The following is a 24,601-nucleotide window of genomic DNA, read 5'->3' on the forward strand; positions in this document are numbered from 1 at the left end:
CCTCACTCCCCCGCGTGCTTCAGTACGTGCCCGGCCTCGTTGAGAATTATCTTTATGCCAGTCTTCGCGGCTCCGAGGCTTCCGGGAAGGCAGAAGACTACCATCGCCCTGCCCGAGCTTTTGATGATTCCAGCTGTGGCCCTGCTCATCACGGCAGCCGTTCCAATCTCCTCGTAGCTCAGGAGCCTGAATATCTCCCCAAAGCCTGTTAGTTCCTTGTCAAAAAGAGGTCTGATGCTCTCTATCGTGACGTCCCTCTGGGCTATCCCAGTTCCACCAGAGGTGACGACAACGTCGGCGCCCGCCCTGAAGGCGCTGATCACCGCCCCGACGATTTCCATCTTCTCGTCAGGAACGACGGCGTAGTAAACCTTCTCGTGGCCGTTTTTCTCCAGCTCTTCCACGAGGAACTTTCCGCTCTTGTCCTCTTTCTCACCCCTGCTGGCCGTATCGCTGACCGTTACGACCGCGAACTTGAACCTCCTTAGGGCCTTTCTCTTGTGCTCCTCAGCGCCCATACTACCACCGAGTTAAACTCCGCGGTGGGCTTAATAACCTTTCAGCAAACGGAAGCGTTTAACAGAATAGAGGGGTTCACCAGCCCCGGTGCTCCCATTCCTCGTACTGCATGGGGGTCTTTGAGGTCCTTGGATTCCTTTCGGCGTTTTCCGTGATCCAACCGATTATACCTATGATTGCTATCAGGGGACTATTACCACCAGCGTGGCAGCTCCCACGACTATGATGTCCAGCACCACCAGAACCACGAGATCGCCTTGAGAAAACCCCATAATAAGGTTGGCTGACCTCCTCCCCGCCCTAAAGGGCGAGGCTTTCAGAAGAAAAAAGTAACCCCAAAATTTTTAAACCCATGCCTACTTTTATGCCTTGGTGGTGCCTATCGTCCACCGTAGGAACGATTTCAACCCCTGAATCCCAAGCGTTCCGCCCTTCTGGGTTAGTCTCAGCTCTGGCACCACCGCGGCTAAGATTTTTAAGTCACCCTTCTGAGGGTATTCCATCTTCAAAAAACCGAAAAGGTGATGGCTATGCTTCCCAAGAACTACGACCCCAACGAGATTGAGCCCAAGTGGCAGAAGTTCTGGCTGGATGAGAAAATCTACAAATACGAGCTGGACGAAAAGAGGCCCGCTTACGCTATAGACACCCCTCCGCCGTTCACGAGCGGAACGCTCCACCTCGGCCACGTGCTCAGCCACACGTGGATTGACATAATCGCGCGCTACAAGAGAATGACCGGCTATAACGTGCTCTTCCCGCAGGGCTTCGACAACCACGGACTTCCGACAGAGCTTAAGGTCGAGAAGGAGTTTGGAATAAGCAAGGACCAGCCCGAGAGGTTCCTCCAGAAGTGTATCGAGTGGACTTGGCAGGCTATTGAAGCAATGCGCAACCAGTTCATCAGGATAGGCTACTCAGCCGACTGGGACCTTGAGTACCACACAATGGATGACTGGTACAAGGCTGCCGTCCAGAAGTCACTACTCGAGTTCTACAAGAAGGGCATGCTCTACCGCGACGAGCACCCGGTCTACTGGTGCCCCAGGTGTAGGACCAGCCTGGCCAAAGCAGAGGTTGGCTACGTTGAGGAGGACGGCTACCTCTACTACATCAAGCTTCCGCTCGCTGACGGTTCCGGTCACGTGCCGATAGCAACCACCAGGCCCGAGCTCATGCCTGCCTGTGTTGCCGTCTTCGTCCACCCGGATGACGAGCGCTACAAGGACGTCGTAGGAAAGAAGGTTAAGCTCCCGATATTCGAAAGGGAAGTGCCTGTTTTGGCTGATGAGGACGTTGATCCCACCTTCGGAACCGGAGCGGTCTACAACTGTACCTACGGTGACGAGCAGGACGTTGTCTGGCAGAAGCGCTACAACCTACCCGTAATCATTGCCATCAACGAGGACGGCACGATGAATGAGAGGGCCGGGCCTTATAAGGGTCTCAAGACTGAAGAGGCGAGAAAGAAGATCACCGAAGACCTTGAGAATATGGGCCTCCTCTACGACAGGAAGAAGGTCCACCACCGCGTTCTGAGGCACACCGAGAGGAGCTCCTGTATGGCACCGATCGAGCTGTTGCCAAAGAAGCAGTGGTTCATAAAGGTCAAGGACTTCACCGACGAGATAGTCAAGGTTGCCGAGCAGATAAACTGGTATCCCGAGGACATGTTCCTCCGCCTTAAGGACTGGGCCGAGTCAATGGACTGGGACTGGGTTATAAGCAGGCAGAGGGTTTTTGGAACGCCGATTCCATTCTGGGTCTGCAAGAACGGGCACGTAGTTCCTGCTAAGGAGGAGGATTTACCCGTTGACCCGCGCTTTGACAAGCCTCCCGTGGAGAAGTGCCCCCTCTGCGGCGCCGATCTTGAGCCTGTAACAGACGTCCTCGACTGCTGGGTCGATTCGAGCATAACCCCGCTAATAATAAGCAGGTGGCACGAGGCCATAAAGGGCAATGAAGAAGCCAAGCGCTGGTTCGAGCACAACTTTCCGACGGCACTCAGGCCGCAGGGAACGGACATTATAAGGACGTGGGCATTCTACACGATATTCAGGACGTGGGTTCTGACCGGAGAGAAGCCTTGGCACGACATCCTCATCAACGGTATGGTGGCCGGGCCTGACGGCAGAAAGATGAGCAAGAGCTACGGCAACGTGGTTGCTCCGGACGAGGTCATTCCGAAGTACGGCGCCGACGCTCTTAGGCTCTGGACTGCCTTAGCTCCGCCCGGAGAGGACCACCCGTTCAAGTGGGAGACTGTCGATTATAACTACCGCTTCCTCCAGAAGGTCTGGAACATCTACCGCTTCGCCGAGAGGCACCTTGAGGACTTCGACCCGGCTAATGCTCCGAGTGAGCTTGAGCCCCTCGACCGCTGGATACTCAGCAGGCTCCACAGGCTTATAAAGTTCGCCACCGAGGAGATGGAGCGCTACCGCTTCAACCTGCTCACGCGCGAGCTGATAACCTTCGTCTGGCACGAGGTTGCCGACGACTACATCGAGATGATCAAGTACCGCCTCTACGGCGACGACGAGGAAAGCAAGCTCAAAGCTAAAGCGGCCCTCTACGAGCTGCTCTACAACATCATGCTCCTGCTCGCTCCATTCGTCCCGCACATCACCGAGGAGCTCTACCAGGAGATGTTCAAGAAGCACGTCGGAGCCAAGAGCGTGCACCTCCTCGAGTGGCCGAAATACGATGAAGGAAAGATAGACGAAAAGGCTGAGAAGCTCGGCGAGCTCGCCCGCGAAATAGTCGGCGCCATGAGGCGCTATAAGAACGGTCACGGCCTCGCTTTGAACGCCAAGCTCAAGCACGTTGCCATATATGCCACCGACTCCTACGAGATGCTCAAGACCATCGAGAAGGACATAGCCGGAACGATGAACATCGAGAGGCTTGAAATCATCAAAGGCGAGCCCGAGCTTGAGGAGAGAATCATCGAAATCAAGCCGAACTTCAGGACGGTCGGGCCGCGCTATGGCAAGCTCGTGCCCAAGATTACCGCCTACCTCAAGGATAACGCGGAAGAAGTGGCGAAGGCCCTCAAGGAGAGCGGAAAGGTCGAGTTCGAGGTTGATGGGCAGAAGGTAGAGCTTACCAAGGACGACATAGTGCTCAGGAAGGCGGTGTTCAGCGAGGGCGAGGAGGTAGAGACCGCGGTCGTTGGAGATGCGGTTGTTCTCTTCTTCTGAATACTATTTTTTATTCGTTTTTCACTAAAAACCAAATTAAGTAACTTTTTTAAGGTGTCGGATTTTTTAGCCAACCGGTGGTGGGATGGGCAGGTGCCTCATATACTACGTGGGGGAACTAAAAAAGCCTGAAGAGTGGGTGTTGCTCTCGGAGGAACTTAAATCAATGGATATTTGGCCCATCCAATTATACGGCCCCAAGGATATAGCCAAAGTTCTGAAGAAGCTCTGCATGGAAAAGGGAAGTGCAGTTGTCGTGAATCTGCCCGGAGGATTCTACGCAGTTCCGAACGGACAAATTCAAGAAAGCGGTAATGGCAAGGGTCCCGGTGACGTCAAGCTCACTACAGTAAAGGATATGATAGCAAAGAGACTGAAAGGCAGAGTTGAAGAAATCATAATTACCAGCGAAAAGGGTTTCGAGAACTTTGCCAAGGATCTTTTCGAGGGTAGGATCAAAATTTCACCGCCGTGGTGGAAAAAAGTGCTGATGATCCTTGCGGCAGTGGTTGCAATTGTAGCTCTTTTAGTCCACTTTGGCATCGAACTTCCAGAGCTTTCTGGAACCCAGAGAATTGCCCTCAAAGTTTTGGCCCTCCTGCTAATCTTGTTTGAAGGATGGAGACGGGGATACCGGAAATGATGTTTTGCAGTCTTTGGTAGGGATTTTCGTTTCCATTTTAGACTTCTTCTGCCGTAACTTGCCGGGAAATAAAGAATCTAAGAACGACAAAAAATCAGCAGTTGTAGCACAGCATCGCGGCCTTCTTGAGGAGCAGGACGCGGTAGGCCTTCCCGTTGATTATCCGCGCGTTGGATATCTTGTTGAGGTGGTGTATCCTCTTTCGCTCGAGGGCTATGAGGTCAAGCTCCCTCAAGACTTTCACGAAGTCTTCCCAGCGGATTTTGAGCCAGCTGGAATAGTAATCAAAGAGCTCCTTCTCCACGACGCGGTAGGTCTTCCCATCCACCTTGTAGCGGATTGCCCTTTTTGGAAGCTCCTTCCTGAGACGCCAGCGCGCGTGCAGGGGTTCTTGCATCTCGTAAACAGCTTCATCCATGCTCTTCCCTTCCACCATCATCTTGAGGATTATTCCGAGAATCCTGTTTATCCTGTCGGGGACGCCTATGATGTCGCCTTTGAGAACAATCTTCCGCCGACGGACCTTTATTCCAGCTTTCTCCAGTTCCTCTCCTATCTTGGGGGTCAGCTTTTTCTCTCCGCCGGTGTCCACTATTCCTCCGATTATGAAGGCCTTAACGTCGAAGTCCTTCTCGCTCAAAACCTCGTCTGCCCAGGGGTCGAGGAGAACGACCTCGTCTATTTTATTCTCCTTCAGAAACTCGGCGGTTGGGTCATCGTAAACGGTTATCCTGTCGAGCGGGCCGTGGAACATCTTTCTGAATTCCTCGTTGGCCCAGGTGACGGCAACCTCGCTTCCCGTGAAGTAGTCCCTCAGCAGGCCGTAGCACTGGTTAATCTGGAGGCAAACTTTGCCCTTCTCCTTCTGGGTGTGCTTATCCCAGAGCTGGAGGTCAACTATGAAGTACGGCCAGTCCGGGAGCCTTAAGCGGAGCTCGTCGGGGGTTAAGATGGGCTCGAATTTCTCCATCATGCAGAGCGGGGCGTAGGCGTAGTAAGAGCCCTCAACGCGCTTTCCACTGAGGTCCCAAGCAACGGCCGTCTTTTCCGGAACCCTGAAGATTGCTCCCTTTCCGTGGACTATCTCAATCGCTATGTCCTGGAGCTTGTTCTTTGACTTCCTAAACCTCTTCGAGAGGGTTCCGATGCTCTCAATGCCCTTCTCCATGAGTACTTCCCTGAATACGTCGGCGAGCGTCTTCATAGCCATCGGGTGGAGGCTTAGATAGAGGGTTAAAAAGGTTGCTGAAACACCAGACGAAAGATTTTTAAATCCTCATCCTTCCCTAATATCGAGCCCCGGTGGTGTAGCCCGGTCAAACATGCGGGCCTTTCGAGCCCGCGCCCCGGGTTCAAATCCCGGCCGGGGCACCAAAACAGCCCTTTGCTTCGCAAAGCGCTGGCGGAAAGATTGCGTGCTTTTCTGAAAATGCAAATTTTCAGGTGGTTTACTCGTCAATGGTCATTTCTCAGTGTTTGCCTTCCTCAAGGCGTCCTTCGGACGCCGGAATGAAGCGCAAACTAGTTTTAGGAGCTTCTATTGAATTTAAACCCCTACCTAACGGGAATTTGAAACTGCACGCTGATACTGTCAACCATCCACGAGAAAGAAAATCTCCTAGTTAAGCCGGTTTAATGAACACTCTCCAAAAGCCGCAAACTTCCAGTAAACCCACACAATACTTCTTTTTTCTGTATCCGATTGGGATACATTCCGTCTATTACTTCAACACAAGTGAAGTTTGGCGTAAAGTTATTATATGTTCACGTAAGTAGACCTTAAAGGTCGGTGGTGCTGATGGGAATCGGGAATTTTCTCAAAAAGGTTGGGGATGCCACCAAGAAAGCGATGGATCGTGCAGCTAAAGAGGCCAAGTACCGAGCAAAGGCTCTGGATATTAAGAGGGAAATCGCCGAGGCTGAACGAAAGTTCCGAGAAGAAGCTGCAAGAAAGGAGTTTGAGGCCAAGAGGGAAATCCTCTCTCAGCTCAAGATGAGGCAGCTTGAGGCTGTCTGTGCCGCCAAGGGCATTCCTACTTACCGAACACAAATTGTTAATGGCGAGGAGCGCCGCTACAAGATACGGAACAAGGATGAACTTATTGATGTTGTTGCGAGCCATTTAACTCTTGAGGAAGTTGCCGAAGTCGCCAAGAGGTATAAGGTCAAGTCCCGCCACATAATTCAGCACTTCCAGAAATGGCTTGAGGAAGCTAACGAGGCATTAGGGGCATTCAAGGAGCAAACTTAACGAATATAAGGCTCACCTTTTCGGGGAGGAGTCTAACGAGGTTGCTACCATTGAGCTTGAAGAGGAGAGCGCTGAATCTCTTGGTGGGGAAGCCCTTGAGGAATACATCCTTGGGGAAGGGGATTACCAGCCGGAACCGGATATTGTGGACATTCTCTTTGACTTTGAGCCTGAAACAGTAAGGGATGAAGAGGATCTTGAAAAACAGCTCTATCAATACCTTAAAGCACGCCTCGGAAGTAGGGTCACGCGACAGTATCCTGCTGGAGATCAGAAGATTGACATCGCCGTTGACGGCAGAGTTGGAATTGAGATCAAGATTGCGGAGAGTAGGAGTAAGCTCCAGCGTTTGGCCGGTCAGGTTTTGGATTATGTGGAGTACTTCGACGAGGTTATTGCTGTGATTCTTGACGTTGGGGCCAACGTGGACATTGACAATTATATCAAAAAGCTCCGTCAGCTTGGGGCCGAGGTTGTGGTACTGGAGGGAGACATTAAACGAAAAGGCCGTTCGAGAGAGATTATCATTAAAGACGCGCGGAGAAAGATAATAATACGCTGAGTCTTTTTCTTTGTTTGTTGTAGCCGTTTAACTCGGAGAGTAATTTTTCCGTCCGTAATTTACTTAAGGGCTGTCTTCATTGTAATGTTTGGTGTTGTAATGCTAAGGCCGTACGAGGTTGAATTAGCAACTCTTGGAAATAAGGTCCGTGTTGAGTTCTTGAGAGGGGATTATGTCGGTCTAATTGAATCAGTTAACTGTGGGGAGGGTGGAGAAGAGCAGACGAATTTTGCACGGGAGGAGGCATGGGATTCTCATAGAAGGTGTCTTTCAACGGTTTTTGTTGTTCTGAGCGAGAACCGTCTTGTTTCATATTTTACCCTTTCGCCGTTTATTGTTAGTCTGAAAATCCGTGAAAATATGCCCGAACCCAAAAAAGAGCTTGTCATGGAGCTACGGGGTCGGCTTGAAAGGCTGTTGGGCATGGATATCAAGTATTCGTCGGTACCTACGATTCTTCTTGGTCAATTCTGCCTTCAGAATGAGTATAGAGGTAGGGGAATTGGTGGGGAGTTGTTGGCTAAAGTCATTAAGCCTTATGCAGTTCTTTATGCTGCTCGGATTGGGGGAGTTGGTTTGTCTCTCCATGCTAAAAAGCAAGTAGCAAAGCGGTTCTATTTGAATCCCAAAAAGAATCCTCTCGCGAGTGGATTTCAGGCTGTTTCTAAGGGTAGTACTTATGAGTTGTTCTATCCTTTTGCCGCCGAGGCCATTGCAGTTAGAAGAGCATTAATTGAGCGATTTAAGAGTAAAGAATTCAGATGAGGCCTGCAATGGTGAGAGCTCTCCTGACAGTGTCATCTATCTCTTTAGGGTCCCGCTCTTTGGCTTTTTCAAATGCTCTCACGAAGTTCTGGAGCTCTTCTGGAGTCTCCAGTATGAGTTCGTAACCATCAAATTTGGCCATTTTTCTCACCGTTCCTTTCTTCCGTACGGAATTATATAAATGTTATGCATCTTGCATAGCCAGTATTCACAGTGCATACTAATGCGTAATGATTACGAAGATACTAGTCTGTTGTAGGTGGATTCTGGAGTGGACGCAGTGGTGAATTTCTCGGGGTAATGTGTTCAGGATCTTTCGGCTTTTTGAGTAATATTTCGAATTCTGGCTTTTCTCAGCCTGCAACAGGCGAAATGTTAAAATACTTCGTGGTAATATGTCCTAGTTGCTGATTCAAAAACGAGCGGAGGAGGGCCCGGAGAATGGGTGAGAATATTCCTAGTCTGAAGAAGGTGGCTGAGGCTAAAAATTCGCCTGAGGAATTGTACATTCCTAAAGGGGTCAGGTTCAAGAAAAAGACCTTTCTCAGGGCATCTGGGTATGTTTTCCTCATTATGCTGGTCCTTGGCATGGTTCTCATAGGTTATGGTGCTTCGCTCGATCCAACGGTAAAATACGTGGTTGCTGACAGATGGGACAAGTCTTGGGAGCTCAAGCCAGGGTACTACAATCATCACACGTGGAAACTTGAGAGTCCTCATGATGCCTTCTTAGAGATTAACGCGACCGTTAGTGGTGGGAATGGAGATCTGGATGTTTACATTGACACGCCATCTGGTAGAGTCAATTATGGACGGTTGACAAACCCGGTTCACGTGACCGTGAATTTGAGCAGGTATGGCGTCGGAGAATACACGATTTATTTGGACAATTCTTTTAGCGTGGTGACTTCCAAGTATATCACTCTCCATGAGGCAGTATACAGGAAAGTTCAGGACACTACTGACAAGGACGCGTACCAAGCCTTGGGGGGAATTTTGATGTTCGTTGGTTTCTTTGGAGTGCTATATACCCTCAGCAAGCGTGTTATCCTAGAGGTAGATGGCGACGAGATAGTCATGGAGTTTAAGAGCGGCCTCCTCAAGAATTACGTGGAGCTCACGGTGAATGGGTTCAAGCTCGATCAGAAGATCAAAGGCCCCGTGAAGTTTAGGGTTGGGCAAAATGAGGATAAGGTGCTTGAGATTGAGCCAATAGTATTTCTGAACCTTGCATGGAAGATAACGCTTGACGGACAGTTCATCGGCGGCGTGCCGTGAGGGAGTTAAAATGGAAGATTCAAAACACGCGCGAGGGGGCAAAATGCATGAACTCTTTTAAATGGCAGATTATAGTTTTATTTGCGATTTTCATTCTGTGGACAGGTGCAGGATATCTCTTTAGAGATACTCTTTTGGTAGAGAGCGCCCTTGTTGTTGCTACAATTTTCATGGCTGGTTTCGTGGCCTACCAAGCGTGGGCTACCATTGTAATGGCTCAGCAAGCCCAAGAACAGGTAAAACAAATGATCCGACAAGCCCAACTTACACAGCGATCCATGGAAGAGATGCAGAAGCAAGTAGCAATTATGGGCGAAACTCTTATGGAAATGAAAAAAGACCGCATGAGGATAGAGGAACTTAAAGATTCGCTTGTAAGCTACATTCAGTATTTGATTAAGGCATTGAATGCATCTTCTCCGAATTATGTCCTTGTTGAGAAACCGTATCCTTATTTCTATAAGAGATATCGGACGAGAATCGGTACCAGCTTATCTCCATCTGAAGAAGGGTGGGTATGGAGAATCTCAAAATTTATTGAGAGATTACTTGAAAAGAAGGGCTTCTCTTTGGACGAGTTAGAGGAATATAATGGCATGATCGCCAAATTCAAAAAACCTGGCACTCCTAGGGAAGAGAAACATAGGCTTGCCGCCGAATTAGAGAAGAAATCTAAAGAAATGAGACAAATAGCTGAGGACATTTTCCATGAAATTAAAGAGATGGGCGAGTATGCCTTTGAGAGAGAAATCATGGCAAATCGCTGCTGATGCAGAGCTTCTTCACTCTTTCTCCTTTATCACCCCCGAAAACATGCCCCCGTTCTCGGCGATGATGACCTTGAAGCTCGATGACCGTTCTTAATGCTCTCCATGACTTCAGGTAGATCCCCCCATTACTGGGCGGCAAAATGTTAACCTACTTTCAGATTGGTATTGTGGTATGGCAGCTTTCTAAGAAGATATGCAGATTATCTCATCTTGAGTCATGGTTAGAGACAGTATGACCTACGTAGTTCCTTAAAGGTTGAGTGCTACAAGTAGTCCTTTTCCCCTCCCAAAACCCTTAACTACCATAAACTCTGACGTTATCTTTGGAAGTGTTATCTATGACCCCGCGCCCCAGATATGTCGTCTTAGTGCTCGCAATGGTCCTCTTCTCAGTCGTTGCCTCAGCCTGCATCGGCGGTTCTCCTTCAACAACACCTACGGAGAATTATTCCACTGAGACAAGCGTGTCAAAGGTTTCCACATTCTCAACGTCCACCCATAACGTCCCAGCAGACGCGATTAAAGTCTACGTGGTTAAGGTCATAGACGGGGACACAATTGACGTTGCTTTCCCAAACGGGACTGTGGACAGGGTCCGTTTCCTCGGTGTGGATACACCGGAGACTTCTGCTTCCAGGAACAAGGCCAATGAGTACGACCACATAACTGATTTAAAATGTCTCGCCAGCTGGGGCGTTGCGGCCAAGTTCTTTGTAAGGGATTACATCCAAGACAAGGTCGTCTATATTGAATTCGATCCCATCGCGGGTAGAAGGGGTTATTACGGTCGTCTTCTGGCGTACATTTACCTCAAGAACGGCACCGATTTCACTGGGTGAAAAAGGGGTACGCTAGGGTGTATACCGAGGGAGAGTTCAAAAAGGAGCAGAGGTACGTCTCTTACCAGAAGAGCGCAGAATCCAAGAAACTCGGCTTATGGGGCTGTGAGTTCGGAAAATATGCGGATGTGAATGGTGTAGCCACTCACGTGGCATCGACGGGGGATGTCGTCATTGTGAAGGTTCATTACGATGCCGGCGGACCTAACGTTAGGGACACGGAAGTTCTGAATGATGAGTACGTAGTGCTAAAGAACAAAGGCTCAACTCCCGTGAACCTTAAAGGATGGTTCATTGAGGATGAGGCAGACCACCGTTATTATTTTCCCTCGATAACCCTCCAGCCGGGGAAAGAGATCGTCCTCCACACGGGAAAAGGAACCGATACGGCCCACGACCTTTACTGGGGCTCCGGAAGAGCAATATGGAACAACGACCATGACACCGCATACCTCTACAATTCCGATGGCAAATTGGTGGACAAGTTCAGCTGGTGAGCATTCCACCACTGTAAACCTTTTTAATCCCCCCTCCCATTCCACACCGATGCTCGCCGTAAAAGTCCCAAAGCGAGAGGCAGAAAAGATCAGGAAGAAGCTCCTCGAACTGGGCGTCCTGGCTAAAGGATACGCCATAAAACGGGAGGGAGACTTTGTCCTCTTTCCAGTTACTGGACAGGTTGAGGGTTTCGAGCTCGTTGAGTCCGAGTTTGAGAGGCTGGAGAAGAGGTATCACAGCTACCGCGAGGTTGTTGAAGTTCCCGAAGAGCTTAGACCGCTCCTTCCGAGTTCCTTCGATATCATCGGGGACATTGCTATAATCGAACTCCCCGAGAAGCTGATGCCCTATGGAAGGGTCATCGGCGAGGCCATTCTAAAAGTCCATCGCCACATAAAGGCGGTCTTCGCCAAGGGGAGCAAAGTTGAGGGCGAGTACCGCGTGAGGGAGCTCATCCACCTTGCCGGCGAGAGCAGGACTGAAACCGTCCACCGCGAGAACGGGATAAGGCTGAAGCTCGACGTCGCGAGGGTCTACTACACCCCGAGGCTCGCCACCGAGAGGAGGAGGGTTTTTGAGAAGACGCAACCGGGAGAGGTCGTCTTCGATATGTTCGCCGGAGTTGGCCCGTACTCAATACTCCTTGCGAAGAGGGCAAAGCTCGTATTTGCCTGCGACATAAACCCCTGGGCGATCCGCTACCTTGAGGAGAACGTACGCCTGAACAAAGTCAATAACGTCGTCCCGATTTTGGGCGACGTGAGAAAGGTGGCCGGAAAAATCAAGGCCGACCGCGTGGTAATGAACCTCCCCAAGTTCGCCGACCGCTTTTTGAGGGAGGCGATGATGAGCGTCAAGCCCGGCGGGATAGTCCACTACTACGGCTTTGGTCCAGAGGAAGACCTGTTTTCCGAGCATGAGGTGAAGATAAAAGCGGTGGCGAAAGAGCTGGGCCTTTCGGTTGAGTTCCTTGACCGGAGGAAAGTGCGCCCCTACGCGCCGAGGCAGTTCAACATCGCTATAGACTTTAAGGTGGAGTGATGTTTTCTGCATAAAACAATCTTTTTAAATAGAATGTTTTATGTATAAAACATGATTGGACGCTCAACTTGGGAGGAAGTACTCTCGGACTATCTGGAGCTGAGGGTGGAATACACCAGGCGAGATGTCGAGGTTAAGCTCCCCAAGAGCCGTGCTCTGGCCATTGTGGGACCGAGACGTGCTGGAAAAACGTTCTTCCTCTTCCAGCTGTGGGACGAACTCGATCCGGAGCGGAGAAGAAGCCTCTACGTAAACTTCGAGGATCCACGTCTCGTTGGGGCAACCGCCGAGGACTTAATGGAGATGCTGAGGAGCTATTATTCCCTGATGTCCGTTCCCAAAGGTGAGAAGCTCCTTTTCCTGCTCGATGAAGTCCAGGTGGTTGAAGGCTGGGAGCGTTTCGTCAGGTACGTCCTCGACATGGGACACAAAGTAATCCTGACAGGTTCTTCATCAAAGCTTCTCTCAAAGGAGATAGCAACTGTCCTGAGGGGGAGGGCTATAACCCTGAACCTCTACCCCTTCTCGCTCTCCGAGGTTCTGAGGGTGAGGGGGCTCGAAAAAGCCCTCCTGGGGCTGGAGACAAGAGGAAAGCTCCTGGGGGTTGTGCAGGAGTGCCTTGAGTGGGGCTCCTACCCTGAGGTTGTCTTCCAGCCGGAGCTCAGGCGCGAGATTCTGCGAGAGATACTTGACGTCACAATCTACCGCGACATCGTCGAGAGGTGGCGCGTTGACAACCTCAAAGCGCTAAGATTCCTCTTCAAGCTTCTGGCCTCATCAAGCCACACGTCGGTAACCAAGCTACACTCCACGATGAAGAGCATAGGCATAGCGGTCGGAAAGCCGACGCTGGCCAATTACGTGGAATACCTCAGCGATGCCCTGGTTGCCTTCCCGCTAAGGGCCTATGTGAAATCTGAAAAGAAGAAAGAGCTCCTCGGCTTCAAGCCATACTTCGTTGACAACGGTCTTCTCACGGTTCTCGGAGTTAGCGACCGCGGGAGGCTCTTGGAGAACCTCGTATTCACCGAGCTCCTCAAACGCGGTCTCAGGCCAAACGAGGACCTCTTCTTCTACGTAACAGGAAGTGGCAGGGAGGTTGACTTCATAATCCCCGGAGAGGAGCTAATACAGGTCTCGTGGAAACTCCATCCTGAGAACAGGGAGAGGGAGCTGGCGGCACTTATTGAAGCCGCCTCTGAAACGGGAATCAGAGAGCCAACGATGGTCACGTGGGAAAAAGGGAAGGAGGAGAAAATTAAGCTCGGGGGACGCGTTATCAAGCTCCTGCCCGTGGAAGAATGGGTAAAGAAAGGGTAATCACTTCCCCGCTATCTTCACGTTCTCGAACTTTATGTGCGGCGTTATCATCGTGTTCATGAAGGGCATGACCGTCTGCTCCTTCGTTACCTCGCTCGTCTGCTTTAGCAGTTCGTAGACGTTTCCAGCGATGAGGAACACGCTCGCGCCCTTGACCTCGCCGTCCTCGATGAGGAAGGCCGGGTTAGCGGTGACTGCGAAGTTTCCGTTGTCCGGGTTGCTGGAGTGTGCACCTTGGAGGCCGTCCACGAGGTAGCCGCGGTCTATCTCCGCTATGAGGTCTTCGAGCGAGCGCTTGCCGTTCTCGATGACGACGCTGTGGAAGCCGATGTTTATGCCTCCGCTTCTCAAATCCCTCTTCCCGTTGCCGGTGCTCTCGGTTCCGTAAACCTTGGCCCAATAGTTGTCCCAGACGAAGCCCTTGAACGTTCCCTCCTCGATGAGGATGTTCTTCCTCGTCGGAACGCCCTCGCCGTCGGCTATAACCGGCTCAAGCGACAGCGGGTGGAACGGGTCATCGTAGATGGTCAAAACTTCGCTTGCTATCATCTCGCCGACCTTTCCAGCGAGCGGGGTGGTCTCTTTGACTAAGCGCTCACCGCTGAACGCTGGAAGGAGCGCGTAGCTGAAGAGCCCCGCTATGGCCCACGGACCGAGGATTATCGGCACTTCCTCGTTCCTGCTCTTCTCCACGTTGTAGGCCCACCCCACCTTCTGGACGGCCCTCTCGACGACGCCATCAACGTCAAGGTTGAGGTCTCTCCTGGCGTCGAAGTCGAAGATGCCCGGCGTTACGACGTCTCCCTTCCTTCCAACCAGCTCGAGGTAGAAGAACGCCGCTCCGCCCTCCTGGAAGATGTCGATACCGTGGGAGTTGAGTATTCTTCTCTCCTCCCAGGAGACGCCGCCCTCGCCGCCAGCTACTACCGCGTTGGGATCCTTCTCGCGGGCGAGCTTTATTCCGTGGACGAGCTTCTCGACGAGTATGTCGGGGGAAGTCTCCTTAAGCTCGTAGTTTGGCTTTGGCTTCTCCCTGTACTTCCCCGGCTCTGGGAGGGAGACCCACTTCTCATCTGAGGAGTTGAGCTTTGCCATCTTCGCGGCCTGCTCTATGGCCTCCTTGATCCTCTCCGGCTCGTCGCTGTCAACGATAGCAAGGCCGAGGCGCTTGTCCTTTATTCCGCGGATTACAGTTACAGCGCCGCTCCTCGTCGAGGCCATCGAAATCTCGTTCAGCTCGACGCTCGCGCTGACGTCCCTTGAGCGGTAGACGGCTATCTCGAGCTCGTCGAAAAGCTTCTCGCCGAAGCGTATGAGGTTCTCCATCTTCACCACCTCACCCGATCAGGATTCCTCCATCAAAGCGCATGTGTGGGCCGCCTGAACTTACGAAGGCCGTCTGTCCCTTACCGCAGAAGCCGACCTCGAGGCCGAAGTCTTTGCCGACCGCCGAAATCTTCTTGAGAGCTTCGATGGCAACGCCCGTGATCGAGGTGTCCCTTATCGGCTCGGCTATCTCGCCGTTTCTGATGACGTAACCTTCCTGAATTCCGACCTGGAAGGCCGAGTTGAGCTGGGCCTGGCCGCCGCGGAAGTCAACGACGTAGTAGCCGAACTTGATGTCCTCTATCAGCTCCTCGAAGGAGTGGTCGCCGGGCTCAAAGATGGTGTTGCGCATCCTGATTATCGGGGCATAGCGGTAGCTCTCAGCTCTAGCGTGGCCGTTGGGTTCCATGCCCCACTTCGCCGCGTATTCCCTGTTCAGCATAATCTCCTTGAGAATACCATTCTCGATTATGTGGATGTCCTTAACCGGGACGCCTTCGTCGTCGTACTTATCGTTACCAAAGCCTCCCTCAACGTAGCGCTCGCTCATGGTTACGTACTCTGGAGCTATCTGTTTGCCGATAAGGTCTTTGAAGGGCGAGTTTATTGTTAAGTCAGCCTCCGCAAGGTGTCCAAGCGCCTCGTGGGCGATGATGCCAACTACTATCGGGCCTGCAACGATCGGCCACTCGCCGCGCTTTGGTGCAACGCCCTTCAGCTGGCTGTGCATCTTCCTCAGAATCCTCTCCGTCACCTTCTCGTTCGGCTCGTGGTCGGTCATGAGCTCCCAGCCGTAGTCAACCGCCCCTATGCTGTCCCTCGCCATAGCGAGCTTTCCGTCGGCCTTGCCCGTGACGTAGGTTCCCTGGTAGAGGTAGTTGTAATCCCACTCTATCCTCGTCCCCTCGTTCGTGAGGAGGAGTTTTCTGCCGCCGCCGTCCTCGTAGCGTATCTGGACGCTTTTAACCGCGCTGTCCTCCTTGAGGAGCTTCTCCAGCTCCCTGAGGTGGTTCACCTTCTCCTCGATGTCAACCTCGCGGGGCTTAACGCGCATCTTGCTCTTAACGAAGTCCTCAACGGGCTTTATCTCGGCCAGCTCTATCTTCTCCCTCTTCGTCTGGGCCGCGGCCTTTGCCAGTTTGTATGCTTCTTCAATCTTCTTCTCGAGGCTAGAAAGGTCGCTGGTTGATGAGAAACCCCAGGCGCCGTCTGCCAGAACCCTTATTGCGACTCCCCTGTGGAGCTTTCCTGTAAAGCTCGTAAAAACGCCGTCCTTGAGTCCTAGGGTGGTCTTCTTCAGATCCTCGTAGCGGAGCTCAATGTACTCAGCCTTTAGGTTTTCCTCAGCCCATTTAAGGGCTCTTTCAAGTGCTTCCATAGTCATCACCGATTACGTTTGTCCGTTGATGAGTGGAAAGCGACCTATAAAAGTCTTGTGAGGACTTCGATGGAAGTCAAAACAGGTGAAATATATCAGTTGCCGCTACCCTCAGCTTTTGCGGTTTTGGTGTACCTGCCAGTTTGTTTTTTCAGAAACCCTAATAACAACCAGTTCCTACTTCCTTTGATGCCCCATGAAGAGGATAAAGTTCTCCATCCCGATCAGCCTTGATTATTTCAACGCCTTCAGGAGCTTCCTGGAGGCCGTGGAGTGGGGTTATGGAGATACTTACTTCCTTCTCGGGAGCGACGTGGTCAAGCTGGTGGAGGTCAAGTTTAAGGAGGGCGTGAAGCCCGAGGAGGTTCTCGGCGAACTGCTCAAAATTCCCTACGTGAAGGACGCGAAGCTCATCCCGAAAAACGATCACTACCTGCTCTACGTGAGAGCGAACCTTCTCCATGCGTCCCTTCCGGAGAACGTCTCCCGGTTCTTTGAGGTGCAGAAAAGGGGCATGGTGGTCTTTGAGAAGGGCACCTTCAGCACGGAGGGGTTTTACCTCTACGTCGTCTGCGAGGAAGGCCTCCTCGGGGACGTAATCTCGGCGGTTAAGGAAGTTTACGGGGCCAGAGTGGTCAGCGTTGAGGATTACACTCCGGGGGAAAATCCACTCCTGAAGCTGACCGGGAGGCAGTTCGAGGTTCTCCTTCTGGCCTACAAGAGCGGCTACTTCGACAATCCGAGGCGCGTGACCCTCAGGGAGCTCTCCCAGATGCTCGGCCTGAGCCCTTCCACCGTGAAGGAGCACCTGAGGAAGGGCTTGAAGAGGGTGCTGGAGGAGGTTATAGAGTAGCAATTCTTCTTGAAATTTATGACGAGTCTATCTCTACAGTTGCATTTTTCACTTTAATTTTTCCTTCATATATTAACTTTATTGGGTTTGAGATCTTGACTACCTTGGGATTGCTTCCTCCTGCCCCGTATACCCTATAGATACAGTATTTATCACCGTTTTCTTTCATGAAATTCCATTCATTCCCGGACAAGTGAAATATTGCCTTAGCCATTGAAGGTGTAGTCTTAACCTCAACAAAAAAAGCTTCTTCTTTGTCCCCTTCTCTTTTATGTATAATCCTAATGTCATAAGGCTTGCCACTTTCACCTTTTTTGTTTTCCCATATCACCTCTACAATCACATTACCTCTCCTTTCCAATCTAAAGCCCCGTTCAGTATCCACTAAAGAGGCATCAGGGTATCTATCCACTAACTCTTCTTTGATGCATCTTAAGGCGTATTTTTCTCCCCACCGTCCAATCTCCTCTCTTGTTTTTTCGCTCAGGTTTTCTGGAGGTGAATTGGTGGACCTAAAAGATAATAAAGTGTGAATTTCCTCCATGGAAGAATTTTTGCCATGTCCTTCTTGTATGTGGCTTTGCTTTTGAAGCTTGTATTCTTCAACCCTAACCGGAACTTCCTCTGAAGAAAATTCTGGAGTCCATTCTTTCTCCCCCGTTTCGTCTGGGATACCTTCATTACTTCCAATAATGTTCTCTTCTTCCTTTGGCTTTGTTGACAATTTGGGGGTAGTTTTTGTTAATATTGAAAGATGGATTCCTTCACGTCTTTTTTCTTTTGAAAGGGTTTTTTCTGCGCTCTTTTCAAGCTCTTTCTCTTCTTCTATCTTTTCAGCTTTGAGCACATTTCTTAAAAACTCAGCCTTACCCTCGGGTAGTTTCCCTATTTTTTGTATCTCCATGATTTTCTCTATTTTTGATGGAGGGATATTTATAATGAGCAACAGGAATGAGTCAAGACCCTTAACTTCTCCGAACACTTTGGAAAATTCTACTGCAAGATCATTGAGGCTAGCATTCTCTCTTTCGACATACAAATTGCCGCCATAGTAAATACATTTTCTCTCGGCAATTTTATCTACTGTGTTCCTTTCGCTAATACTTATTGAATATTTAACCTTTAGAGTCTCTGAGATATAAACTTTAATTTCTCCGATCTTTTCGAATATTCCCTCTTTTTTGAGCTTTTCATATGTTGCATTTTCTCTCCAATAAAGATACCGTAAAACATAGGGTATGAGAGTCCGAATGCGATTTGTGAGTTCTTGATCTTTTAAATATTCACTCTCTTCAAGCAACGGTTCAACTTTAGTGCTTTTAGATATATAACGAAGATTGCATGCTTCGATGAAAAATTTGATCTTATCTACGGGGTATTCCTCGGGCAACCATAGAAAACTGATGTTTTCTTCGTCTTTAAACAGTTCATAAAGTTCGTTATCATCGTTTATGAAGATGTCATTATCGTTATACCAAAACTCGTTCCTGTCGGTTAAGAATATTGGTTCCTCGATGAAATCTTTCCACCAATCTTCCTGAGATATAAGGGTTTCAACTCTATCAGGATTTAAGCTACGGTTCAGTTCTTCGTATATCTTCAAAACAATTTTCTTATCTTCCTTAGAAATCTCCTCTTTTTTGGAGATATCAACCAATACGTTGGCATAATCTTTTGGGGTGGGCTTCTCACTTATGCCAAGTTTTTCCACAAAGAATTTTTTGAGCTTGGGATAGTGTTTTTCCAAATATATCCTGTTTTTACCGAAAATATTGCCCACATCCTTCCAGATAACTTCCTCAGTGCTGTAATATTTTTTCCCTGAGTTGGGAACAAAAATAAGAGAATTTTCAGCAAATTCCTTCTTAATGTTAGTTGCGTCTTCCCCAAAATGCTTATCCAAGAACTCATACAGCCGTTCAAATTTTTCCTTATCTGTACTCTCCTGCCTCACAAGAGCTTTTAAATAATTTAGTACACCCCCTACATTAGCCTGAGTGTTGATACCCAAGGCTTCAATGAACTCATTATTTTTAATTTCCACTGCCAGATATGGGACAGTATCCCCCAAGAGTTCTCGAATTTCTGGTTTATCTAGGAATACCTCTGGGGGACTTGCAAGGACATTTTGTGTTGTGGGGAGCTTAATATTTTCTTTTAACTCTCTGATAAACGATGAAGGAAATGACCTATAATACTCGAGGTAATAGAACCACCAATAACCCATATTCCGATATTTTGAGTATTTTTCGCTCCAATATTTGTCCAGTAGGGTCAGTAAAATCTTCATTCTCCGTTCATTCCCATTTTCTAGTATGTATTCGAGTTCTGGAGAGAGCTTCCAGTCTCTAATCCTGTGCTCTCTAGTTGAATATTTCATTTCTTCCTTGGGTATTCCAAATCTGCTCTGAAAATCACAATAAGTGTGAGAATAGCTTAACCCACAGCTCCCCTCATAATATTCGACCCTAGGTACTTCATGAACCCCAAGCTTTAGAAAGAACTCTTTCCATTCCCTAATCCTCTTCTCTTTTTCTTCTTTCAAGTCCCTAATTCTCTTTTCTATTTTTTTCATTTCTTTTTTGTGCTTTTTCTTCCATGTTTTGCTTCTATCCTTTAGTTTATTCTCCAATTCAGAGAGTTCATTATTGATGTGCCTTATATCTTGCTCGAGATAGCATGGATGCACAAAACTTACGTCGATTCCCTCAAATAACTCCTCCAAGTCATTCTCGTTCCCGTAGATCTTAGGCAAATATGTATTTTCTGGGTTGTCATACCATTCTTCTCCTTCATCTCTGTTTATGCGTATAAGAAGTGACTTTTTAAGGCGCTTTAATGGATCTTCTTTAGTTTCCCACGATTTTTTATTGGCATTTAATCTTCTGTCACTTTCTCTCTCGTATTTGTGCATATTATCTTTGATATATCTAATATATCCAATCAATGTCCTTGAATCTTTTTGTTTCCAGTCTTCACCTTCATAAGCTGGTAAGATATAATTCTCGATAATTTCGTATGGTGTTGCATGTCTGATTCCCAACTCTTTAAGGAACTCAAGAATCTTATCTCCCTCTTCTTTTCCGTATTTTGAAATGATATCGATAACATCTCTTCTAATTATTCTGAGTTCACTTTCAAATCCATAGATTCTCTCTTTTTCTATTGGGAAGAAAACTGTGCCTTTGTTTATGGAAGTTAGTTCCCCATTCTCCAATCTGACAATATCCAGATCCCTTAGATCCTCTAACTGTTCCTCAGAAAGTTTTCTATTGCTGAGATATCTATACAAACTTGCAAACCATTCGTCACCCTGTTTTTTAAGCCATTCAGTGTTCCCAAGTATTTTAATCAGGTCATCAATTGAAAAATCTCTAATCCCTAATTTGTGGAGTACCTGTTTTTTGGCTTTTATTTTACTGGATAAATATTCCTTTCCGAGGAATTGATACAAATATTCGTTGGGTACTATCTTCTTTATCTCTTCATTCCCTACTATGACTTCCGAAGGCTTTTTCCAAATATTGGCGTCTGTTAGGATGCACTCTTCCTCTTTAAGCCTTCTATATATCCCCTCCACTACTGGCAAAAAGAATTCATCTTTAACTTCATCAAGGGGAAGATACTCATAAAAGCAATATTTTAGTTTATCATCTTTCTTGAATTCTTCAACAGCATCCATAAAAACATCCACGATGAAATCTCTAAGCCAGGCATTCCAACGGCTATCTCTGATTATATCCTCTCGAGTTATGGGGAGGATAAAATCGGCTTGGAGAATAAATTTAAATCCATACCTCCTAACCGGTAGGAATGCAAAAACATGTTGTTCTTTTGAAGCGTCTGGAGAGCCATCCTCGTTTAATGGGAACGCTAAGATTATTTCTGTTTCCTTTACACCTCTCCGTTTATCTTCGAAAATTTCAGAAGGCACTGTTAGAGTTTTTTTAACAACAAACCACCTCAGTGTAGAAGTTTTGTTTAATTTGTCGGCTTTTTCTTCTATTCTGATTTCAACCACGTTGTCTTTTTCAAAACGTTCGAATCTTTTGTATATCCCCCGAGTTCTGTCTTCAATTTCAATTATCTTTAATTTCCGAAGGAACAGTAGCAAATTAGGGTGGACATCATTTAAATATCTAGAGGCCTTTGTCTTTGATTCATCATTTAGTACCAGTATAATGTTTGTTTGAGTGGGATCAACAAAATCTGGAACATGCTCAATCCACCTTGGGATTAACATTGTTAGAGGGTCATTTTTATTGTATTCAAACCTGAACTGAAAACCATTTGAGAATATCCAAACTTCGTTTGCCACCATAAAAACGGACTTAAATCCTATCCCTTTTTCACCGATGTATCCCAGAGATTTATTTGTTTTGGTAGAACCTCCAATTTTACATAGAGCCCAGACGTTCTCTTCTTTAAATCCAGTCTCATTATTTTGGACTATTAAACAATCTGAGGTTAGAATAAATTTGATTTTTGGTATCACGGCCTCTTTATATTCGTTGTCTTCTGCATTTTGGATTAATTCAAAAACAAAGTGGGGCTTTTTAGTGTGGATATCCTCAGCAAGTTTTGCAGCATCTCTCTTAAACTCGTTATTGCGTAAAATGTAGTTTTTTACATTTTCAGGTAATTCACTGGAATCAATACCAATTCCAAATAGTTCCTCCTGAATTTTTCTGATTATATCCTTTGGTTTCAGCGTGAGATTCGCCTGGGAGTGAGTGTTTCCCACAACCTCCTTCCTCCGTAACTTTTGTGTTCGGACAATTATAGGGCTTTAAGAGGATTTAAAGGTTTCTTAACTACGTTACACACTGTTTAGGATAAACCAATTTGGGCAGTATTATAGATTTTTAGTTGGCTCTCAAGCACAATGGGTTGTTTTAATAGAGAGCTTTATCTATCACAATGACGCCTTTCTTAAGGTGTGGAAGTACTTGATAACTTATCCCGCACATGTGCGTGGCTAACTATAACTACACCAAGCGCGTATTCTAAACCGGTGAAAGCATGCCGGTCATAGAGGTTGAGAACGTTAGGAAGTACTACGGTGATGTGAGGGGCGTTGATGGGCTCAGCTTCTCGGTGGAGGAGGGGGAAATCTACGGCTTCCTCGGGCCGAACGGCGCCGGAAAGACCACAACGGTCAAAATCCTCGTGAAGATCATCAAGGACTACGAGGGCACTGTGAAGGTATTTGGGAAGGATCTCCGGGAGTGGGGAAAGGACTACTACAACAAAATCGGCGTGTCCTTCGAGTTTCCTGCCGTCTATTCGAGGCTAACCGCCCTGGAAAACCTTCAATTCTTCGCGAGCTTCTACAAAAGGCACCTCGACCCCCTCGAAGTCCTGAAGATGGTTGGGCTCGAGAAAGAGGCGGACCAGCTCGTATCCGGCTTCTCCAAGGGCATGAAGAAGAAGCTCGACCTCGCGAGGGCTTTGCTGCCAGACCCAGAGGTGCTCTTCCTCGATGAGCCGCTTGAAGGCCTCGACCCCGCGAGTGCAAGGAAGATAAAAGACCTTCTCCTCGAGATGAGGGAAAACGGCAAGACGGTCTTCCTGACAACCCACAACATGTACGTCGCGGACGAGCTGTGCGACAGAGTAGCTTTCATCGTTGAGGGAAAGATAGCCCTCGTTGACAGCCCGGGAGAGCTCAAGGTGAAGATGGGGAAGAGGCTCGTCAGGGTGGAGTACGTGGATGACAATGATGTTAAGATGGCCGAGTTCCCGCTCGAAAACCTCGGAAGAAACGAGGAGTTTCTGAATATCATCAAAAACCACGAGGTCAGGAGGATAAACACGGAGGAGCCCACACTGGAGGAGATATTCCTGAAGGTGACGGGGAGGAGGCTCGTATGATTGGAAGGCTCGTGAAGACGAACCTCACCCTCGGTGTGAGGGGCTACGTCTACCCGATATACGTCCTGATAGGCCTGGCCTACGGGCTGATGCTCATGATATTTCCAGAGAGATACCTTCCGACAATGGTGCCCATATTCCTCCTCTTCGAGCCGGGGCTGGTCGGCTTCATGTTCGTCGGCACGGAGATATTCGCCGAGAAGAAGGACGGGGCGATAGGGGCTTTAGCGGTGACGCCCATAGAGTGGAGGGACTACATCATCGCCAAAACACTCATCATGAGCCTGCTGTCGGTCATCGGGGCGGTTTTGATAATGGCCATAGGCACCCGCTCGCTCGATGGACTGGGCTATGTGGCGGTGGGGGCCTTTCTGGCATCGGTGGTCTATACACTCCTCGGGATTGCGGTTTCGGCAAAGTACCGCGACCTCGACGACTACTTCGTGCCCATCATGGCGGTCCTTATAGTCTCCCTCCTGCCCTTCGCCCACTACCACGGCTACCTCACGAGCGAAATCTGGAAGGTTCTTTACGCCGTTCCAAGCTACCCGGTGCTCTACTTCTTCAAAGCTCCTTTCGTGGAGGTTTCAACGGATACACTGGTGAAGTCGGGAATAGCTCTAGTTGTTTGGGCGGGTGTGGCCTATTACCTCGCCAAAAGGAGGTTCTACAAATACGCCGTGGAGGGATTGAGATGAGCTTTGTGAAGAAGTTTGGGGCAATTTACCGGACGGACATCAAACTGTTGAGGAGGGATCCGATGCTCCTCTACAGCGTTGCAATGACGCTGGTGCTCCTCTTAATCGTCCGTTACTTCAAAGACCGCGTTGGCGTTTACTACCCTCTCCTCGCGCTCCTGACGCTGATATTCATTCCCATGATACTGGGCATGATTCCCGGCTTCATGATGGCCGACGAGAAGGAAGACAAGACCATACAGGCACTTCAGGTCATTCCAATATCAAGCGAGGCTTTCTTAGCCTACAGGCTCACGTGGGCTTCCATAGTCACCGCGCTGATGACCGCCGGTGCTCCCTGGATCCTCGACATAGAGATGCCCCAAAAGGGAATTCTCGCGTTGATCGCCCTCTTCCTCCTCGAGGTGTGGATCTACGGGCTTCTCATCACGGTGTTCTCGGAGTCAAGGATGCAGGCGCTAACGGTTTCCAAGGTTCTCGGCTGGTTCCTGATGTTACCCCCGCTGATAAAGCTCGTCGTCGTTTGGAGGAACCTTTCCACCGACTGGAGCAGGTTCACGGCCTTTCTGCCCACATACTGGCTCTACAAGGTCTTTGATGGCATTCCCGCCAACGACTACTCGGATTTCCCAATTGCCGTCATGGTCCACCTCCTGTGGCTCGTCCCGCTCGTGCTGCTGTTCAGGAAGAGGGTGCTCTGATAACCAACGGATTTCAGACTTTGAAGCCTGACTTCGTCTAGTTGAGGGAATGGTTTATCTATCCCTCCTTCGCAGGGGACTA

The 24,601-nt window shown here is 48.9% G+C and carries 21 protein-coding genes and 1 tRNA gene; 16 read left to right on the forward strand and 6 right to left on the reverse strand.

Annotation, left to right across the window (positions count from 1 at the left end; genetic code table 11):
- Positions 1-2 precede the first annotated feature (2 nt).
- A complete protein-coding gene (locus tag A3L08_RS07655; protein WP_088854452.1) occupies positions 3-518 on the reverse strand; it encodes a MogA/MoaB family molybdenum cofactor biosynthesis protein in 516 nt (171 codons plus the stop codon).
- Between the two features lie 531 nt (positions 519-1,049).
- Here A3L08_RS07655 and A3L08_RS07660 point away from each other — a divergent pair.
- Both A3L08_RS07660 and A3L08_RS07665 read left to right on the forward strand, forming a co-directional pair.
- Positions 1,050-3,722 (forward strand): valine--tRNA ligase, encoded by a 2,673-nt coding sequence (locus A3L08_RS07660; RefSeq protein WP_088854453.1) that lies wholly within the window; start codon positions 1,050-1,052, stop codon positions 3,720-3,722.
- Between the two features lie 85 nt (positions 3,723-3,807).
- Positions 3,808-4,365, forward strand: a complete 558-nt coding sequence (locus A3L08_RS07665; protein WP_088854454.1) for a hypothetical protein — start codon at positions 3,808-3,810, stop codon at positions 4,363-4,365.
- Positions 4,366-4,459: 94 nt separating this feature from the next.
- Here A3L08_RS07665 and trm10 read toward each other — a convergent pair whose 3' ends face one another.
- Positions 4,460-5,569: a tRNA (guanine(9)-/adenine(9)-N1)-methyltransferase gene (gene trm10 / locus A3L08_RS07670; RefSeq protein ID WP_088854455.1), complete on the reverse strand. Its 1,110-nt coding sequence runs from the start codon at positions 5,567-5,569 to the stop codon at positions 4,460-4,462.
- A 92-nt stretch (positions 5,570-5,661) separates the two neighbouring features.
- On the opposite strand from trm10, the gene A3L08_RS07675 reads away from it, so the two are divergent.
- From A3L08_RS07675 to A3L08_RS07690, 4 genes are all read left to right on the forward strand, one after another.
- A tRNA-Glu gene (locus tag A3L08_RS07675) sits at positions 5,662-5,739 on the forward strand.
- Between the two features lie 415 nt (positions 5,740-6,154).
- Positions 6,155-6,616 (forward strand): hypothetical protein, encoded by a 462-nt coding sequence (locus A3L08_RS07680; RefSeq protein ID WP_157721601.1) that lies wholly within the window; start codon positions 6,155-6,157, stop codon positions 6,614-6,616.
- A gap of 145 nt (positions 6,617-6,761) precedes the next feature.
- Positions 6,762-7,178, forward strand: a complete 417-nt coding sequence (locus tag A3L08_RS07685) for a hypothetical protein (RefSeq protein WP_088854457.1) — start codon at positions 6,762-6,764, stop codon at positions 7,176-7,178.
- Positions 7,179-7,277: 99 nt separating this feature from the next.
- A complete protein-coding gene (locus A3L08_RS07690; RefSeq protein WP_232461703.1) occupies positions 7,278-7,943 on the forward strand; it encodes a GNAT family N-acetyltransferase in 666 nt (221 codons plus the stop codon).
- Here A3L08_RS07690 and A3L08_RS09920 read toward each other — a convergent pair.
- On the reverse strand, positions 7,936-8,094 hold the full coding sequence (locus A3L08_RS09920) for a hypothetical protein (RefSeq protein ID WP_157721602.1): 159 nt from the start codon (positions 8,092-8,094) through the stop codon (positions 7,936-7,938). The genes A3L08_RS07690 and A3L08_RS09920 overlap by 8 nt on opposite strands.
- Before the next feature lie 290 nt (positions 8,095-8,384).
- Between A3L08_RS09920 and A3L08_RS07695 the strand changes: the two genes are divergently transcribed.
- From A3L08_RS07695 to A3L08_RS07715, 6 genes are all read left to right on the forward strand, one after another.
- Positions 8,385-9,221: a hypothetical protein gene (locus A3L08_RS07695; RefSeq protein ID WP_088854458.1), complete on the forward strand. Its 837-nt coding sequence runs from the start codon at positions 8,385-8,387 to the stop codon at positions 9,219-9,221.
- Positions 9,218-9,991: a hypothetical protein gene (locus A3L08_RS07700; protein WP_088854459.1), complete on the forward strand. Its 774-nt coding sequence runs from the start codon at positions 9,218-9,220 to the stop codon at positions 9,989-9,991. The genes A3L08_RS07695 and A3L08_RS07700 overlap by 4 nt, the downstream gene beginning before the upstream one ends.
- A 338-nt stretch (positions 9,992-10,329) precedes the next feature.
- Positions 10,330-10,830, forward strand: coding sequence for a thermonuclease family protein (locus A3L08_RS10160; protein WP_250638359.1), 501 nt, complete (start codon positions 10,330-10,332; stop codon positions 10,828-10,830).
- Positions 10,831-10,847: 17 nt separating this feature from the next.
- On the forward strand, positions 10,848-11,327 hold the full coding sequence (locus A3L08_RS10165) for a lamin tail domain-containing protein (protein ID WP_250638360.1): 480 nt from the start codon (positions 10,848-10,850) through the stop codon (positions 11,325-11,327).
- A gap of 49 nt (positions 11,328-11,376) precedes the next feature.
- A complete protein-coding gene (gene trm5b / locus A3L08_RS07710; protein WP_088854460.1) occupies positions 11,377-12,369 on the forward strand; it encodes a tRNA (guanine(37)-N1)-methyltransferase Trm5b in 993 nt (330 codons plus the stop codon).
- Between the two features lie 51 nt (positions 12,370-12,420).
- Complete coding sequence (locus A3L08_RS07715; RefSeq protein WP_088854461.1) at positions 12,421-13,689, forward strand: ATP-binding protein; 1,269 nt, start codon at positions 12,421-12,423, stop codon at positions 13,687-13,689.
- On the opposite strand, the gene A3L08_RS07720 is transcribed toward A3L08_RS07715, so the two are convergent.
- Together A3L08_RS07720 and A3L08_RS07725 are read right to left on the reverse strand one after the other, a co-directional pair.
- Positions 13,690-15,015: a TldD/PmbA family protein gene (locus A3L08_RS07720; RefSeq protein WP_088854462.1), complete on the reverse strand. Its 1,326-nt coding sequence runs from the start codon at positions 15,013-15,015 to the stop codon at positions 13,690-13,692.
- Positions 15,016-15,025: 10 nt separating this feature from the next.
- Positions 15,026-16,393: a TldD/PmbA family protein gene (locus tag A3L08_RS07725; protein WP_088854463.1), complete on the reverse strand. Its 1,368-nt coding sequence runs from the start codon at positions 16,391-16,393 to the stop codon at positions 15,026-15,028.
- Positions 16,394-16,589: 196 nt separating this feature from the next.
- On the opposite strand from A3L08_RS07725, the gene A3L08_RS07730 reads away from it, so the two are divergent.
- A complete protein-coding gene (locus A3L08_RS07730; protein ID WP_088854464.1) occupies positions 16,590-17,246 on the forward strand; it encodes a helix-turn-helix domain-containing protein in 657 nt (218 codons plus the stop codon).
- 16 nt (positions 17,247-17,262) lie between these two features.
- On the opposite strand, the gene A3L08_RS07735 is transcribed toward A3L08_RS07730, so the two are convergent.
- Positions 17,263-21,990: a DUF3883 domain-containing protein gene (locus A3L08_RS07735; RefSeq protein WP_088854465.1), complete on the reverse strand. Its 4,728-nt coding sequence runs from the start codon at positions 21,988-21,990 to the stop codon at positions 17,263-17,265.
- Between the two features lie 278 nt (positions 21,991-22,268).
- Between A3L08_RS07735 and A3L08_RS07740 the strand changes: the two genes are divergently transcribed.
- Genes A3L08_RS07740 through A3L08_RS07750 form a run of 3 tightly spaced genes read left to right on the forward strand, consistent with a single transcriptional unit; the run spans position 22,269 to position 24,519 of the window.
- Complete coding sequence (locus A3L08_RS07740; protein ID WP_088854466.1) at positions 22,269-23,120, forward strand: ABC transporter ATP-binding protein; 852 nt, start codon at positions 22,269-22,271, stop codon at positions 23,118-23,120.
- A complete protein-coding gene (locus A3L08_RS07745; protein WP_088854467.1) occupies positions 23,117-23,818 on the forward strand; it encodes a fluoroquinolone export ABC transporter permease subunit in 702 nt (233 codons plus the stop codon). The genes A3L08_RS07740 and A3L08_RS07745 overlap by 4 nt, the downstream gene beginning before the upstream one ends.
- Positions 23,815-24,519, forward strand: coding sequence for an ABC transporter permease (locus tag A3L08_RS07750; protein WP_088854468.1), 705 nt, complete (start codon positions 23,815-23,817; stop codon positions 24,517-24,519). Before A3L08_RS07745 ends, A3L08_RS07750 begins: the two co-directional genes overlap by 4 nt.
- Positions 24,520-24,601 lie beyond the last annotated feature (82 nt).

Source organism: Thermococcus pacificus, assembly GCF_002214485.1.
Taxonomy (GTDB): domain Archaea; phylum Methanobacteriota_B; class Thermococci; order Thermococcales; family Thermococcaceae; genus Thermococcus; species Thermococcus pacificus.

What these genes read in the sequence shown, in the direction of transcription:
- A3L08_RS07655 (WP_088854452.1), bottom strand. Translation starts at nt 518, where the DNA reads ATGGGCGCTGAGGAGCACAAGAGAAAGGCCCTAAGGAGGTTCAAGTTC.
- A3L08_RS07660 (WP_088854453.1), top strand. Translation starts at nt 1,050, where the DNA reads ATGCTTCCCAAGAACTACGACCCCAACGAGATTGAGCCCAAGTGGCAG.
- A3L08_RS07665 (WP_088854454.1), top strand. Translation starts at nt 3,808, where the DNA reads ATGGGCAGGTGCCTCATATACTACGTGGGGGAACTAAAAAAGCCTGAA.
- trm10 (WP_088854455.1), bottom strand. Translation starts at nt 5,569, where the DNA reads ATGAAGACGCTCGCCGACGTATTCAGGGAAGTACTCATGGAGAAGGGC.
- A3L08_RS07690 (WP_232461703.1), top strand. Translation starts at nt 7,278, where the DNA reads ATGCTAAGGCCGTACGAGGTTGAATTAGCAACTCTTGGAAATAAGGTC.
- A3L08_RS07695 (WP_088854458.1), top strand. Translation starts at nt 8,385, where the DNA reads ATGGGTGAGAATATTCCTAGTCTGAAGAAGGTGGCTGAGGCTAAAAAT.
- A3L08_RS10160 (WP_250638359.1), top strand. Translation starts at nt 10,330, where the DNA reads ATGACCCCGCGCCCCAGATATGTCGTCTTAGTGCTCGCAATGGTCCTC.
- trm5b (WP_088854460.1), top strand. Translation starts at nt 11,377, where the DNA reads ATGCTCGCCGTAAAAGTCCCAAAGCGAGAGGCAGAAAAGATCAGGAAG.
- A3L08_RS07715 (WP_088854461.1), top strand. Translation starts at nt 12,421, where the DNA reads ATGATTGGACGCTCAACTTGGGAGGAAGTACTCTCGGACTATCTGGAG.
- A3L08_RS07720 (WP_088854462.1), bottom strand. Translation starts at nt 15,015, where the DNA reads ATGGAGAACCTCATACGCTTCGGCGAGAAGCTTTTCGACGAGCTCGAG.
- A3L08_RS07725 (WP_088854463.1), bottom strand. Translation starts at nt 16,393, where the DNA reads ATGGAAGCACTTGAAAGAGCCCTTAAATGGGCTGAGGAAAACCTAAAG.
- A3L08_RS07730 (WP_088854464.1), top strand. Translation starts at nt 16,590, where the DNA reads ATGAAGAGGATAAAGTTCTCCATCCCGATCAGCCTTGATTATTTCAAC.
- A3L08_RS07740 (WP_088854466.1), top strand. Translation starts at nt 22,269, where the DNA reads ATGCCGGTCATAGAGGTTGAGAACGTTAGGAAGTACTACGGTGATGTG.
- A3L08_RS07745 (WP_088854467.1), top strand. Translation starts at nt 23,117, where the DNA reads ATGATTGGAAGGCTCGTGAAGACGAACCTCACCCTCGGTGTGAGGGGC.
- A3L08_RS07750 (WP_088854468.1), top strand. Translation starts at nt 23,815, where the DNA reads ATGAGCTTTGTGAAGAAGTTTGGGGCAATTTACCGGACGGACATCAAA.